The following is a 15154-nucleotide window of genomic DNA, read 5'->3' on the forward strand; positions in this document are numbered from 1 at the left end:
TTTCCTATTTTTTCTTTCTAAAATTAGGGATTTTCTTCTATATAAGTTGAGTTCTCTTGACATCAATTTTACCTTCTGATTGGTCCACTAGAATGTCCGCCCTTGACTCAGTTTCTTTAGTATAGCAGATACTGCTCCCGTCTCATCTTATGGCTAGCCAATATAAAGGATGCATCGCGATTTCTCACAGTCGTATCTCGAGCTAGGCGCCGCTTTAATTCGGTGTCCTCATCCGTGTAGAAACAGATGGTTTTGTCAAAGAGTTCTTTGGGTAAAAAGCCCACAGACATCCCTTCGACAATCAAAATCGGTTTTGCTCCAGGCAAGATCTCACTAGCTTTCCAAGGTTCTTCAATTGTTAAGATATCCATACCTGCCTGCAACGCGAGGATATCTCGCTCCAAACTCGCCAGTTCATGCGCCACTGGCAGACAGGCTTTTAGCTTTTGATTTGGCGCGTCCTTTGGTACTACCAAATGGCGTCCGGAGGTGATATAAGGATCTGTTTCTATCAAATTTACTGTAGTAGAATCTAAAGCTTGGTACAATTCCTGTGCAAAGGTTGATTTACCTGAAGCTCCATGACCGTATATTCCCAGTGTCTTGACTTTTCCTGCTTTTATTTCTGAGACCAGTTCTTCTATTAAGTCTTTTTTCTTCACTCTCTCTTCACCTGTTCATAGCTTTCTTTTCCGTCATTGAGCTTGTCCCAAACCACTACTTGCCCACTTGTGAGGGATTTTTGTACATCAATAATTCGTTGATTAGACGAACCCCGAAACTGGAGCATGAGATTTCTCTTAGTTCGGTCATACCGTCCATCGACAAGAATGTCAATTAGTGATAAGAGTTCCAGTTTGTCTGGAGTTTCCAACATCATTTCTTCCCAAGTGTAGCCCGTCCAGGACCAGATATCTTTGTCTGGCAATTCCTTTCGGATGCGTTTAACGAGCGGCAAGAGAATACCCGTATTGAGAAAAGGTTCTCCTCCCAACAAAGTCAAGCCTTGAACATAGGGCTGAGCAAGATCTGCCATAATTTGTTCTTCTAATTCTGCTGTATAGGGAATGCCAGCATTAAAAGACCAAGTCGCAACATTATAACACCCCTCGCAATGAAACATGCAACCTGATACATAGAGAGAGTTACGCACGCCTTCTCCATCTACAAAGTTAAAGGCCTTGTAGTCAATGATACGGCCTTGACTAAGTTCCTCACTTTTCCATTCTTGTGGTTTTGGATTATTCATTCGCTACCTCTATCCAATAACGCTCAACTCCATTACGAACATCTTCAAGAATCCCTCCATTTGCTAGAATGACTGCTCTGCTAGCAGGATTATTCACGCTACAGGTCACAAGAGCTTTCTTAATGTTCTTTGCCTTAGCCAGTTGTAAACCTTGTCGGAGAGTTTCTTTAGCATAACCTTTGCCTCTTTCAGACGGTCGGATAGAATAGCCTATATTCCCTGCATAATTCAGCAGTCCCTCATTCAGTCTCAATCGCAGATTCAAAAATCCTAGAGCACGACCTACATCATCAAATGATACAAATTGAATAGAAGGAACACGATTTTCAGGCAAGTTAATTCCCATCTCTTTTTGCATATTTGTTTCCAACCAGTCTTCATAGGAAAAATTCTCTGTATCCCAGAAACCACCGTCGTGAGGCGACTGATATTTTTCAAATTCCTCCATCATATCTATAACAGCCTTCTTATCTGCTAATCTTGGTCTGCGTAGTTCCATCCTTACCTCCCACTAAGAGAAAAGCGAGAGTTGACTCTCACTTTTATTTTTTCTTATTCTTGTTTAAAAATTGTTCTCTGAGGTTGAGCAAGCGTTCTTTCTTACCAGCTCCACCTTTAGAGTGTTTCTCGTGATAACGGGTCACTTGTGCGCGCCCTTTATCATCTAATTGATATTTTCCCATTTCATTTCTTTCTAATTTGTTACTTGATGGCCAGCTATTTTAATCGTTGAGCCATTCATGTGTTTGACACGCGCAGCGATTTCCTTGTGACGGCCGTTGACCATAGGTCTGGCTTGAGGATTGCCAAGATAACCACAAGTCCGTTTAACAACGTCTACTGTTTTAGGGTCACTATTGCCACAGTTTGGACAAGCAAACCCTCTCTCAGTTGGTTCAAAATCCCCTTCAAAATCACACTTGTAGCAACGGTCAATCGGAGTATTGGTTCCTAGATAGCCGACACGGTCATAGGCATAGTCCCAGACAGCTTCCAGGGCCTTTGGATTTTGCTGAAGGACTGGGTACTCACAATAATGAATGAAACCACCTGACGCACCCGCTTCTGGATAGACTTTCTCAAAGTCCAATTTTTCAAACGGTGTTGGATTTTTACGAACATCGTAGTGGAAAGAGTTGGTGTAGTATTCCTTGTCTGTAATATCAGGAATAGAACCAAACTTGTCTGTATCTAGTCGGCAGAAACGGTCTGTCAAACTTTCAGATGGTGTTGAGTAGATAGAGAAATGGTAGCCATATTGGTCAGACCACTCTTCTACACGGCGTTTCATATCGCGAATGATATCTAGCGTGAATTCCTTAGCATCTGGATTACTTTCCCAGCTGTTTCCAAAGAAAACAGTCGCTACTTCATACAAACCGATATAGCCCAGCGAAACTGTCGCACGACGATTCTTAAAGAGCTGGTCAACACTTTCTTCTTTACCTAGACGATGACCAAAAGCACCGTATTGATAAAGGATAGGAGCATTAGCTGGTGTCGCTTCCTTGGTCCGTTCAACACGATAAACCAGGGCATCTTCAGCGATATTCATACGCTCGTTGAAGATTTCCCAGAACTTGTTCATATCTCCTTCAGACTCGAGAGCAATACGAGGTAGGTTAACTGTCACAACACCCAGATTCATACGGCCTGAATTGACTTCTACACCATTTTCATCCTTCCAACCTTGAAGAAACGAACGGCAACCCATAGGCACCTTGAAGGAACCTGTCAAGTCAACAATCTTATCGTAAGACAAGACGTCTGGGTACATCCGCTTGGTTGCACACTCAAGAGCCAACTGCTTAATGTCGTAGTTGGGAGTCCCTTCTTCCAAGTTAAGACCTCTTTTTAGCGTAAAAATGAGCTTAGGGAAGATGGCTGTACGGTGTTCTGAACCAAGGCCCTTAATGCGAATGTTTAAGATAGCTTTTTGAATTTCCCGCTCAAAACGATTGGTTCCTAGACCAAAACCTAGCGAAGTGAAAGGTGTTTGTCCATTTGAAGTGAAGAGAGTGTTGATTTCATACTCGAGAGATTGCATGGCATCATAGATATCTTTTTGGGTTTTCTTCCAAGCGTAATCTTCCCGTTTGTCAGGTAAGACCCATTCTTCCGCATCCTTGAGGTGTTTTTGGTAATTCTTCTCTGCATAAGGCGCCAAAACTTCATCGATACGGTCAGCTGAACAGCCACCGTACTGGCTAGAAGCAACGTTGGCGATAATTTGAGAAATCTGAGCTGTCGCAGTCTGGATAGACTTGGGACTTTCTACCTCTGCATTTCCAATCTTAAAACCATTCTCCAACATCCCCTTGAAATCAATCAAACAGCAGTTGGTCATAGGTGTATAAGGACTGTAGTCCAAATCGTGATAGTGGATATCCCCTTTTTGATGGGCATTGGCTACATGCTTAGGAAGCATTTGCAGTCCGATTGATTTCCCAACAATCCCTGCTGTCAAATCACGCTGGGTATTAAAGACATCGCTGTCTTTATTAGCATTTTCATTGACAACGGCCTGGTCTTTGTTGAGAAGTTTATGGATGCTAAAGTTGATATCTGTCGCTTTTGAACGCTCAAAATCCCTTTGTGTCCGATAAGTAATATACTCCTCAGCTAGCGCATATTCTTTGGCTTCAAGGAGTTCATGTTCTACGATATTTTGAATTTCGTAAATCTTAACCCCCTGTGGAAAGCGACTATGAATTTCTGTGACAATTCGCTCGGTCAGAGCATCGAGGCGTTTTTCGACCAGGGGTGTCACATCCATAACCTTGTCAGCCGCCTTGTGGAGAGCCTTGTCAATCTTGTCCACATCAAATACAACACGTCTCCCATCTCGTTTTTCAACGAAGAGAGTTGGCAAAATTGTAATTTTTTCTTCTAGTGCAATCATATGCATGCTCTTTTCTAAAATGTTCTTTCTAAAAAGTATTATACCACTCTAAAAAGAAAAATCAATATCTTGTGTTAAAAATCCTAAAATTTTTAAAAATACACAAGATATTGATTTCGTTATTTAATTTTATAGACTTTAAACTCTGAGTAATCAGTCTTTACTTGTTGGTAATTTTCTTTCAAAATTGTTTCCACTTCAGACCAGACTGCTACCTTATCATTCACCACAATCACCTTAGGTTTGTTTTCTTTCAAGTCATTGATTAAACTAGTTTTATTCTCTTCTGTACTCGTGTAAAGAAGAGGTGATGGGAACATGGATCCAGACAAACGCTGGCTTTCTTTATACATCTGAACATGTGAATCCCAAATATAGATTTGGTCACCATCACTCGTCTCTTGTTTGACTCTATCTACCACTTGATGTTGTTCTCTATAAGAAGCTGGATGCAAGACAAAACGAGCCACAAAAGGAATAGCAATCAGATAAACCACCACTAGGATAGGTAGGTAGAGATTTCCCTTCATGAATTTTTTCCATAATGTAGGAACATCTTCTCTTCTCCGACGACGAGCTCCTCTAGCTGAATGTTTCCAACGAATACTGGTCATCAAAAGAAGGAGTAAAAATGGAAGGATTAGAATCAAACGCGAACCGTGAAGAGGTTCTTGAGAAAAAAGCAACAAGGCTAATACAAATAAGAAAGCAAAACTAGCTGGTACTGAAATAACATATAATCTTGATGCCTTTGATTGGAACAAACCTAGAAAAACAAGGAAGATAGCTCCTAAACCAAAGGTCAACAAACCATAGAATACAACATTATCCATTAGTTGAGGATTGGTAAAGACCTGAAGGGAATCAATCGGATATAAAAGACTCCCTAGAGCCTCTCCAAAACCACCTGAAGCAAGAACATAATATCCTACTGGGTAAAAGATGAGAGAAAAGCCAAGTGCTGCTGCAAAAAACTGATAAACTCCATGAGCAAGGCGGCCATGCCCAACATTAAAGACAAATAAACCAATCGTTACTACTGCAATAAAGAAAAGACTTGTAAGAGGCTCTATGAAAAATGATAGGGCCAAGAAAATCCCCAGACGTAGAAATCCCTTGTCATGGTTAGGATTTGATAGATAAGCTGCTATGAACGAAAATCCTGCAAACAGAAATGGCAAAGCTAAAATCGTAGCATATCCTCCTCCAAAACCGAGACCGGATACCAAAATATAAAATATGGTTAAGAGTTGCTTGGCTTGTTCCCTTTGTCCCGTCAGATAGTCAGTTGAAGAAAAGAGGAAATAACCTCCTCCTAAGAGGGCTAGCCATTCTACCAAGGCAAAAAGAATGCCTCCTTGGGTGATGTAAAGTAGCAAGTAATAAATAAGACCGTGACTAGCATAATAGCTACTGTAGAGCTGTCCTCCCTGATGCCAAGCCCACCCTATATACAAATCCTGCGCCTGAGAGGGACTTACCATATCTAAAAGTAAAGGTATCACCACAGAAAAAAACGTTGCAATCGTACTTCCAATGATGAGTCTGAAAAACGGGAAAGCTACCTGTTCTTCTTTTTCTACATGAGATTCAAGGTTCCTATCCAATCTATTTTCAATTTCATTACTCTGTATCGTTTCGGATACTTCTTCGATTCTGCCATATACAGCCATGTCGTTTCTCCTATTCAATTTATCTGTCTTAGTATATCAAAAAGACCTAAAATTGTCAGCTTGCGATGGCTGTTTGAGTGATTTTTTGCATAGTTTCACAAAGGTTTCAATTTCCCGAAATCGGTGTAAATGCGTCTGTTTAAATGACATGATATAATCCAATTCTTTCTGAGTCAGCATCATTCCCCCTCTATCTTTCTATTCGTAAAAGGCAAGAAAAATAGGACTGGGTTGTGTCCTAAGTCCTAGATTTCTTATAAGATTGGGGCAAATAACTGGGCAATTTCCTTAATCAATTTTTGATACCAGCTATTTTTTATCGTATGAGGGAAAATTTCTTGAGATACTGAAAAAATCTCCTGAAAATCTTTTTGAATCTCTGTGATTGATGCCGTTTTATATAGCAAAACTGCATCTTCATAGTGATGAAGCAAACTTCTATAATCTAAATTAATCGTTCCAACTGCAGCAAAGTCCTTGTCCACTAGGATTTGTTTACTGTGGATAAAGCCTGGACTATACTCAAAAATCCTGACTCCTGCTGACAAAAGATCCGGATAGGCTCCTCTTGTTATGAGCTGGATTAATTTTTTATCCGGAATGAAAGGAGTCACGATGCGGACATCAACACCCCTCATGGCTGCATTTTTAATACTCTCAGTTAAATCATAGTCAATAATCAAATAGGGTGTTGTGATATAGACTGAATCAGTAGCCTGATTAATCAAACTTTGATAAACTTTTTTCCCTACTTGAGTACGGAAGATGGGCTTGGGTCCACTACCGTAAGGAATGCAGAGCCCTTGACCAGAACAAGGCTGATTTTCCAGGTGATACTGGTCAAAATCGCTGATTTCCCCACGATTGATGTACCAAGTCATCAAAAAAAGACGGGTTAGAGCCTTGACACCAGGGCCATCTATGCGAATCCCACTATCCTTCCAATAGCCAAAACGTTCTACATGATTGATGTACTCATCGGCTAAGTTAATGCCTCCTGTATAAGCTACCTGACCATCTATGACAAGGATTTTACGATGGTCCCGATTGTTGTAAGCCACCGTCAAACGAGGAATCACCTTGTTAAACTTATGGGCTTCAATTCCTCGACTACGAAGCTGAATAGTGTAGTCTCCGGGTAAAGTCGCCATACAGCCGATATCATCATAGAGCATCTTGATCTCTACACCCTGAGCTGCCTTTTGCTCTAATATATCTAGTATGCTATTCCACATCAAACCTTCTTCGACAATATAGTACTCTAGAAAGATAAATTTCTCAGCTTTCTTGAGGTCTTCTAGCATATGTTGCCACATGCTCTCACCCGAAGAAAAGAATTGTGAATCTGTTCGATCATAGACATCGGCATTGCTATCCATACTTAGTAAAGATTTGATAACTCCGTAAGCCGCCTTATCATCTTCCTTCAATTTCTGGCGGAGAGCTTTACTGTTATCCTCCCGAAAATGCATAGAACCAAGTTTGTCCAACTGCTTGATTTCTTTTTTGGACAATCGCCTTTCACCAAACATCAGATAGAGCAAGGGACCAATGACAGGAACAAAAGTCACCACTAACCACATCACTTTACTATCAGGCGCCATTGAGCGATTGACAATCGCTACGATAGTCGCCATACTCATAAAAATTAAGACAATTACCCATAGAATAGGGGCCATACGCCCTAAATAGAGAAAGAAACCAAAAACAAGACAAAGTTCAAGTAGCATAATCGAAAGACTAAAGCCATACTTGGACATCAATAATTGAAATTTTCTATATTTCATATCCCCTCCTTGATATTTTGATACTCAATGAAAAGCAAAGAGCAAACTAGGAAGCTAGTCGCAGGTTGCTCAAAACACTGTTTTGAGGTTGCAGATGGAAGCTGACGTGGTTTGAAGAGATTTTCGAAGAGTATGAATGCTAAAAACAGGTAATTAATACTAGTATAACGCAGGTATTCGGTAAAAGGCAAGTATTTATAATCATTTTTCTGAGTAAAAACAAAAGAGACTGACAAAACCAGTCTCCTTCTAGTCTATTTTGATAAAACAATGCGATCAGACGCTTCTCTATCCATATCGTCGATAATCATCTGATTTCCATTAATTGTATAAATCTTGGCATCATCCCCAATAATCATGCGTTGATTGGCAGCATCGAAGCTAACCTGCTTGATTTCTTGATCTCCGTCAGTTTCTACCTGTGTCCATGTACCAGTTGTTCCAGTTACCACTAAAGTGATACGGTCTCCTTCGTCCTGACCGGTATAAGTTCCATCAATATTGGTTGGTTGAGCCTCGGGCACATTTTGTGAAGAATTTGCTGCTGCCTGATTTGTATTTTCTGTAGAAGATGAAGCAGCTTGTGATTGTTGAGTTTGTTGTGTTTGGGGTTGAGTTGCTGATTGTTGAACTTGTTGAGCTCTTTGTGAACAAGCTACTAAGAGACTAAGACTTGCTAGAGAAGCAAGAGAAAGTGTGAATCTTTTTAATTTCATGATGAATTTCCTTTCTGATACCAATTTACAGAAGTTTTTCCTTCTAACTAGTAGTTTTCCTAGTATAACAAGTTCAAAAAAGGAGGTCAATTTATCTGCTCATGCCCCAGTAGATAGCCCCGTACCTCTGAGATAAAATAGAGAGAACCTGTAACGAACAACAAATCCTGGACATCTACTCTTGCTTCAAAATTGCTAATAAATTCTCGGTAAGAAGGAACTATATCGTAACCTGTTACATCTGTTTCATCCAAAGAACCTTGATAGTCAAAGCCTGTCACCTTGAGTTCCACCTGAGGCAAATTCTCAGTCAAGTAACCCAACATCCCTTGATAATCCTTCCGTTTCAAGGCTCCAAATAGGATTTGAGGCCGATATCCTTCCTGCTCTTTTTCTTTAATAAATTCAACCAAGCGAGTCAAGGCAGGGAGGTTATGAGCACCGTCCAAGTAAATCTGAGGGCAAATACGCTCCAAACGCCCAGCCCAATGGGTCTTCTCCAAAGCCTGTCTTACAACCTGCTCATCAACAACTTCCTTTCCTTCCCTCATAAAGAGAAGAAACGTTTGTAGCGCCAAGGCCGCATTTTCCTGCTGATAAGCTCCTTCCAAACCTATTTTCAACTGTGAAAGGTTAGCCAAAGAGCTTAAAAAATTCCCATTCAGCATTGAAAAATCCCGACCTGCCTGATAAAGGTCAACAGCTAAAGAGTCTGCTTTTTTCTGACAAACAAGCCTAGCTTCTGAAGGCAACTTAGCAATCACTGCCTTTTTACCAGCCTTAAAAATACCAGCTTTCTGCTCTGCAATTGCTGCTATACTGTCACCCAGAGTCTCCTGATGGTCAAGTCCGATAGAGGTGATGACAGCAATCTCTCCAGTTACCACATTAGTCGTGTCAAGTAAGCCGCCAATTCCCACTTCTAATAAAACCAAATCCACCTCTTGCTCTCTAAAATAAAGAAAAGCAATCAAGGTCAGCAATTCAAAAAAGGACAACTGATCATGGGTTTGCAGAAGCGTTTTCTCCATCTCCTTGACCTGATTAGCCAAACGGATGAAGTCTGCATCAGCTATAGGTTGTCCATTAATGCAGATTCGGTCATTGATAGAGACGATATGAGGGGAGGTAAAAGTCGCAACTTTTTTGCCATGCTCCATAAATAACTCCCTCATAAAAGCAATGGTAGATCCTTTTCCATTAGTCCCGGTTACATGGATAATAGGATAAGACTTCTCGGGATTCCCCAACAAATCCACCGCTTGTTGCATTCGGCCCAAACCTGATCGAAAATTCAAACCAATCCGACTATGGAGCCATTCTTCTACTTCAAACATATACATCTCCTTAATTACAGGTTCAATCAACTGCCTCAATAAAGTCTCATAACTAACAAAACGAGGCCAGGATTTTCGTCCCGACCTCTTACCTGGTTAGCTAATAACTAGCTACTATGAAGTTAACGTGGGGTAAAACATCCACTGAATGTGCCTGCGTTTCTAATTTCTAGCGCAGGGCTAAACACGTCCACTGGACGTGTTTACTCCTCCATAAAGCTGTTGAAGACTTCTTCAATCATGTTCCATTCGTCTTCTGAGTCTTCTGGGATTGGTTGCAATTCACCTTCTGTTCCATCTTCGTTTTCGATGAATGAGTAAGCTTGGATTTCAACTTGTCCGTCTTCGTCTTCTTCTGCGTTAACTGGTACTAGAAGAACATAGTTTTTACCAAATTCTTCTTTTCCGTCAATGGTCAAAAGGATTTCAAACAAGGTTTCATTTCCTTGCTCATCTACTAGTGTAATTAATTCACGTTCTTCGTGGTCGTGGTTATGATCGTGTGACATAGCCTCTCCTTTGTATTAAAATTTTCTATCTAAATAATTTTGTAAAATCAGCTGAGCTGCTAACTTATCAATGACTTTCTTGCGCTTATTGCGACTAATATCTGCTTGTTCAATCAACATGCGCTCTGCGGCAACTGTTGTCAAGCGTTCATCTTGATAGTCTACTGGTAAACCAAAAAGCTCTTCTAGCTTTGCTCCGTAGGCTTGACTAGCTTCCACGCGCGGTCCGCTTGTATTGTTCATGTTTTTAGGCAAGCCCACTACAAATCGTTCCACCTTGTAAGTATCAACCAACTCCTTAACGCGGTCAAAACCAAATTGGCCTTGCTCCTCATTGATTTGGATGATTTCAAGTCCTTGAGCTGTAAAACCAAGCGGATCGCTAATGGCCACCCCTACCGTTTTTGAACCGACGTCCAATCCCATAATTCTCATAGGTTATAGATCGACTCCTTGTCCTTTGAGGTAGTAGCGGACCAATTCTTCAACGATTTCATCACGCTCATACTTACGGATTTGATTTCGTGCATTATTATAACGAGGAACGTAGGCAGGGTCTCCACTCAATACGTAACCTACGATTTGGTTAATTGGGTTGTAGCCCTTATCGTTCAAAGAAGCATAGACATCAGTCAAAGTTTCGCTAATTTCTTTTTTATTGGAATCGTCCAATTTAAAACGTACTGTTTCTTCAGTAAATCCCATTCTAACACCCTCTTTCCTTAGAATAGTACCATTATAGCATAATTCCTTACGTTCTACAATTCAGGCAGTCTATTTATTTGGATTTTCTATTGTTCTGTCGCACCATTTGCCAATCTGTCTGAAATATATTTGCTTGGTTCATTTTTCAAGAGATTTTCTAAACCAATGTTCTTCAAATATTCTAACTGAGAAGCCTTCTTGACATCCAAAACTTGAAAATCAAAACTAGTCGTTGTTTGAAGTTCGGTTGCGCTCAATAGTTTGGTTTCAAGCTTAAATCCTGCTAATTTACGAGCTTCTATAATAGCCTCATCCTTCTCCTCTGCCTCGAGAAGAGCTTTTTGAGTTTCTTCCACTCCATGTTGGTCGATATAAGTCTTCAACTCATCAGAAACTGGACGTTTTTGTTGAATCGTTAAGCTCAAAAAAGTCTTGTCCTTGTATGTAATGGTTTGGGTTTGCTGGCTACCATCATCTGACTTGGGCAAGACCAAAGTCTTGGTCACAACTGTATTCTTCTCAGCATTCTCAATAACTGGCAATGCCGACTGAAGCGTATCCTTTTCTATTTTTGTAGCTGTTCCAGTTTCTTTTTTCTGTCCGCAACCAACCAGGACAAAAAGGAAAGCTAGACTAACAAGAACTATTTTTTTCATTTCTTTCTTCTTTCTTTTTGAAATTAAAATAAGACTGGGAGTTGCTCCCAGCCTTGATGTTTATAGAGCTGCACGCAAACGTGCTTCTGCATTTTCTACATTACGGACAGAGCGTGGTAGGAAGGCACGAATATCGTCTTCCTTATAGCCAACTTGCAGGCGTTTTTCATCCACAAGGATTGGGCTCTTTAAAATTCTCGGTGTTTCCATAATCAGATTGAGGACTTCATTGACACTCAAATCTTCAATATCCACTCCAAGGGCTTTGGCATAGCGATTTTTAGACGAAACGATGCTGGCTATTCCGTTATCTGTTTTTGTCAGAATATCCAGTAATTCTTCTCTCGTAATTCCTTCTTTACCAAGGTTTTGTTCTTTATAACTTAACTGGTGGGCATTGAGCCAGGTTTTTGCTTTTTTACAGCTAGTACAACTTGAGACTGTATAAATTTTAATCATGTACCTACCCCTTTCGCTACATGTTACTATCAGTTTAGTCTATTATACCATAAAAAACATCCGACTTGCGACCTATTTTTAAATTTTTTTGACTTTTTTCGTCATTTTCGTACTTTTTTCTTGACAAAATGAAATTTACAGCCATTCTTGATATTTCTTGATATAGATTTTTTTCACAATTGTCACACTAATCATATACAAAATAATGATGAAAAGTAAAAAGATGAAATAAATCGATTTTAAAGGAGTTAGATGGAGAAGGCTAGCTAGTGGACTGTAGGGAAGGAAGGTCACAAAGGCTGCAGCCAATAGGGTTGTCACAAGGACTAGCCAAGCTGGACGACTTTGTAAAAAGGGAATTTTGGCTGAACGCAGCATATGGATAACCATGGTCTGTGACCACATGGACTCGATAAACCAACCTGTCTGAAACAAGACAATAAATCCTACAGCAGACTCCGCTCCATGGACATAGGCTTGACCTGTCGTCATGGGTACAATGATAAAATAGAGCAAAATAAAGGTCAAAATGTCAAAGGCAGAAGAGATAGGCCCCATCCAAACCATGAAACGTGTGATGGACTTAGCTTCCCATATATGCGGATTTCTCAAAAAATCTTTATCCACCTTGTCAAAAGGCAAGGCAATACAAGACAAATCATAGACTAGATTTAGGATAATCAAATGGACTGGAGCCATCGGTAAAAATGGTAAAAAGATTCCAGAAACCAAAAGGGATAAGATATTCCCAAAATTAGAACTCACTGTCATTTTGATATATTTGGTCATATTGGCATAGACCTTACGCCCTTCAACAAGTCCTTTTTCAAGTACCATGAGATCCTTATCAAGTAGGATAACATCAGCTGTTTCTTTGGCAATATCTACTGCTGTATCAACAGAAATCCCCACATCTGCAACTTTCATAGAAGGAGCATCATTGATCCCATCTCCCATATAGCCAACAGCATGACCATTAGCCTTAAATTGCAAAATAATCCTCGCTTTTTGGTCAGGTGAAAGCTTGGCAAAGACTGTTACCTCCTCTACGGCTTGAGCCAATTCTTGATCACTCATCTGGTCAATTTCAGACCCTAACAGCATCTGATTGATATCCAAACCAACCTTTTCACAGACTGCTTGGGTAACTTTTTCGTTGTCTCCCGTCAAAATCTTTGTTTGAACCCCATGTTCTAACAGAGCCTTAATTGCTGGTGCTGCAGATGGTTTAGGAGGATCTAGGAAGGCTAAATAACCAGTTAGAATCATATCCCCTTCGTCATCAACTGTATAGGCATGGCCTTCCCTCAAACCTGACTTATAGGCCACTCCCAAGACACGCAAACCTTGTTGATTTAGTTGTCTGACTTCTGCTAAAATTTCTTCTCTAATAACATCTGTCAAGGGAGTAATCACTCCTTGGTATTCCGCATAACTGGAAATCGTCAACATCTCCTCTAGGGCACCCTTGGTTACCAAACTAACAACTTCGTGTTCATCCTTAACGATAACACTCATCCGTCTACGTTCAAAATCAAAGGGAAGCTCATCTATTTTTTGAAAAGTTTGAGCCAGATTTTGCAAGAGGGCGTGTTCTTTTGCTTCCTTTTCAGTCCGTTTGATGATGGCTCTGTCCATCAAATTTTTCAAGCCCGTTTGAAAATAAGAATTGAGATAAGCTCGTCTCAAGACGGTCAAATCCAAGCGTCCGTGGATGTCCAAGGGATATTCAAGGACAATTTCGTCTTGGGTTAGAGTTCCTGTCTTATCTGTACACAAAATATCAATCGCCCCTAAGTCCTGTATGGCATTGAGTTTCTTGATAACCACTTTTTCCTTGGCCATAATGATGGAGCCTTTTGCTAGACTGGCCGTGATAATCATAGGAAGCATCTCAGGTGTAAGCCCAACACCAACACTCAAAGCAAATACGCCAGCTTCCAACCAGTCGCCATCTGTTAAACCATTGGACAAGAAAACGATGGGCACCATGACCAGCATCAAACGAATCAAGAGCCACGAAATACTATTCATTTCCCGTTCAAACGAAGTAGGCTCGTCATAGGTGTTCAAAGTCTGCTCAATGGCCCCCATCATGGTATCATCACCAACCGCCAAAACCACGGCCTTAGCACTACCAGACAAGACATTGGTTCCCATAAAGGCGAGCGCTTCTGCTTCCAGCAGACTATCAGATTGTTGAACTGTTGCCTTGGTCAAGGCCAATTTTTCAACCGATTCACTTTCACCTGTCAAGCCCGACTGTTGTACAAAGAAATCACGCGACTCAAATAAAAGAAGATCTGCTGGAATCATGTCTCCAGCGCTTAATTTAACCACGTCACCCACTACCAAATCATCGATAGGTACTTCTTGGATTTCTCCTTGACGAATGACAGTCGCTGTGTTGACAATCATTTTTGATAGATTGGTCGCAGCCTTATCACTACGGAGTTCTTGGACAAAGCGTATGCCACCAGAAATGAGGACTAGGACAACGATGATAATGGAAGTCGTCGGATCCTCTTGACCTGGTTTTGCCAACCAGACATTGGTCACTAAGGAAATCACGGCGATGACCAGTAAGATGATTGTAAAAGGATTGATGATCGATTCGTAAATCTTTTTGAGGATACTGTCTTCTTGACCTTTGGTAATGGTGTTTTCGCCATAGAGGTTACGATTTTTTTCGACTTGTTCCTCAGTCAAGCCTGTTAGACTTGTCTTATAAAAAGATAGAGTTTCGTTTAAAGGTGTATGAATAGCTGTTGCTAATCTTTCTTTTGTAGTTTTCATTGGTTTCTCCTATCTGTATGAATGATGTGTTTCATACACAGAGACCAATCACTTTATAAGGGCAGAACGACACAAATCAGCGATTGGCTGTGTATGTGCGGTTCCGGATGATCGTCAATTTGCATCGTCTGTCTCCTTTCTTTGTTTTAAAACAGTAGAAAATCCCACCATAAAATGGCAGGATTAAAAAACTAATTATCTGTTTTTTTCGTTCAAGCTTTAACTCCATAGGGCAATGAAATGAGCTTAGTCTTGACCTTCGCGACCAGGACTGTTGACCAACGAGTAGTGTCTCCACTGCTTTGCGGTAGTCATCCGTATCCCTATGGTAGCCTCACCTACCGTTTTCGTTTTTCAGTATAAAC

14 protein-coding genes, 1 pseudogene and 1 riboswitch are annotated in these 15154 nt (G+C 40.6%); all 15 genes and pseudogenes read right to left on the reverse strand.

Going from position 1 to position 15154, the window contains the following annotated elements; all coding sequences use genetic code 11:
- Positions 1-37: 37 nt before the first annotated feature.
- The 15 genes and pseudogenes from OCF95_RS03855 to mgtA all read right to left on the reverse strand — a co-directional run bounded on the left by OCF95_RS03855 (position 38) and on the right by mgtA (position 14789).
- A pseudogene (locus OCF95_RS03855) lies at positions 38-662 on the reverse strand (uridine kinase family protein).
- On the reverse strand, positions 659-1249 hold the full coding sequence (gene nrdG, locus OCF95_RS03860) for an anaerobic ribonucleoside-triphosphate reductase activating protein (protein WP_237447102.1): 591 nt from the start codon (positions 1247-1249) through the stop codon (positions 659-661). Before nrdG ends, OCF95_RS03855 begins: the two are co-directional and overlap by 4 nt.
- Positions 1242-1748 carry a GNAT family N-acetyltransferase gene (locus OCF95_RS03865; protein ID WP_229294454.1) on the reverse strand — a complete coding sequence of 169 codons (507 nt, stop codon included), beginning with the start codon at positions 1746-1748 and terminating at the stop codon, positions 1242-1244. The genes nrdG and OCF95_RS03865 overlap by 8 nt, the downstream gene beginning before the upstream one ends.
- A 43-nt stretch (positions 1749-1791) precedes the next feature.
- The gene (locus OCF95_RS03870) at positions 1792-1932 is read right to left on the reverse strand and encodes a hypothetical protein (protein ID WP_000521618.1); all 141 of its coding nucleotides are present in this window, start codon (positions 1930-1932) and stop codon (positions 1792-1794) included.
- 11 nt (positions 1933-1943) lie between these two features.
- Positions 1944-4151, reverse strand: coding sequence for an anaerobic ribonucleoside-triphosphate reductase (gene nrdD, locus OCF95_RS03875; RefSeq protein ID WP_237447103.1), 2208 nt, complete (start codon positions 4149-4151; stop codon positions 1944-1946).
- A gap of 119 nt (positions 4152-4270) precedes the next feature.
- Positions 4271-5824: a damage-inducible protein CinA gene (locus tag OCF95_RS03880; RefSeq protein ID WP_261104934.1), complete on the reverse strand. Its 1554-nt coding sequence runs from the start codon at positions 5822-5824 to the stop codon at positions 4271-4273.
- A gap of 254 nt (positions 5825-6078) precedes the next feature.
- Positions 6079-7611, reverse strand: a complete 1533-nt coding sequence (gene cls, locus OCF95_RS03885; protein ID WP_049502625.1) for a cardiolipin synthase — start codon at positions 7609-7611, stop codon at positions 6079-6081.
- 254 nt (positions 7612-7865) lie between these two features.
- Positions 7866-8327: an SP_0198 family lipoprotein gene (locus OCF95_RS03890; protein WP_000769495.1), complete on the reverse strand. Its 462-nt coding sequence runs from the start codon at positions 8325-8327 to the stop codon at positions 7866-7868.
- An 86-nt stretch (positions 8328-8413) separates the two neighbouring features.
- The gene (locus OCF95_RS03895) at positions 8414-9664 is read right to left on the reverse strand and encodes a folylpolyglutamate synthase/dihydrofolate synthase family protein (RefSeq protein WP_261104935.1); all 1251 of its coding nucleotides are present in this window, start codon (positions 9662-9664) and stop codon (positions 8414-8416) included.
- A gap of 203 nt (positions 9665-9867) precedes the next feature.
- On the reverse strand, positions 9868-10173 hold the full coding sequence (locus OCF95_RS03900) for a DUF1292 domain-containing protein (protein WP_000017620.1): 306 nt from the start codon (positions 10171-10173) through the stop codon (positions 9868-9870).
- Positions 10174-10188: 15 nt separating this feature from the next.
- Positions 10189-10608: a Holliday junction resolvase RuvX gene (ruvX, locus tag OCF95_RS03905; RefSeq protein WP_004239076.1), complete on the reverse strand. Its 420-nt coding sequence runs from the start codon at positions 10606-10608 to the stop codon at positions 10189-10191.
- Positions 10609-10611: 3 nt separating this feature from the next.
- Positions 10612-10878 (reverse strand): IreB family regulatory phosphoprotein, encoded by a 267-nt coding sequence (locus tag OCF95_RS03910; RefSeq protein WP_000507059.1) that lies wholly within the window; start codon positions 10876-10878, stop codon positions 10612-10614.
- Between the two features lie 86 nt (positions 10879-10964).
- On the reverse strand, positions 10965-11534 hold the full coding sequence (locus OCF95_RS03915; protein ID WP_261104936.1) for an SP0191 family lipoprotein: 570 nt from the start codon (positions 11532-11534) through the stop codon (positions 10965-10967).
- Between the two features lie 60 nt (positions 11535-11594).
- Positions 11595-11993 carry a transcriptional regulator Spx gene (gene spx, locus OCF95_RS03920; protein WP_000591165.1) on the reverse strand — a complete coding sequence of 133 codons (399 nt, stop codon included), beginning with the start codon at positions 11991-11993 and terminating at the stop codon, positions 11595-11597.
- 135 nt (positions 11994-12128) lie between these two features.
- The gene (gene mgtA, locus OCF95_RS03925) at positions 12129-14789 is read right to left on the reverse strand and encodes a magnesium-translocating P-type ATPase (RefSeq protein ID WP_261104937.1); all 2661 of its coding nucleotides are present in this window, start codon (positions 14787-14789) and stop codon (positions 12129-12131) included.
- Between the two features lie 197 nt (positions 14790-14986).
- Positions 14987-15142: riboswitch (M-box (ykoK) riboswitch) on the reverse strand.
- Positions 15143-15154 lie beyond the last annotated feature (12 nt).

The organism is Streptococcus mitis, assembly GCF_946188615.1.
Classification (GTDB): domain Bacteria; phylum Bacillota; class Bacilli; order Lactobacillales; family Streptococcaceae; genus Streptococcus; species Streptococcus mitis_BZ.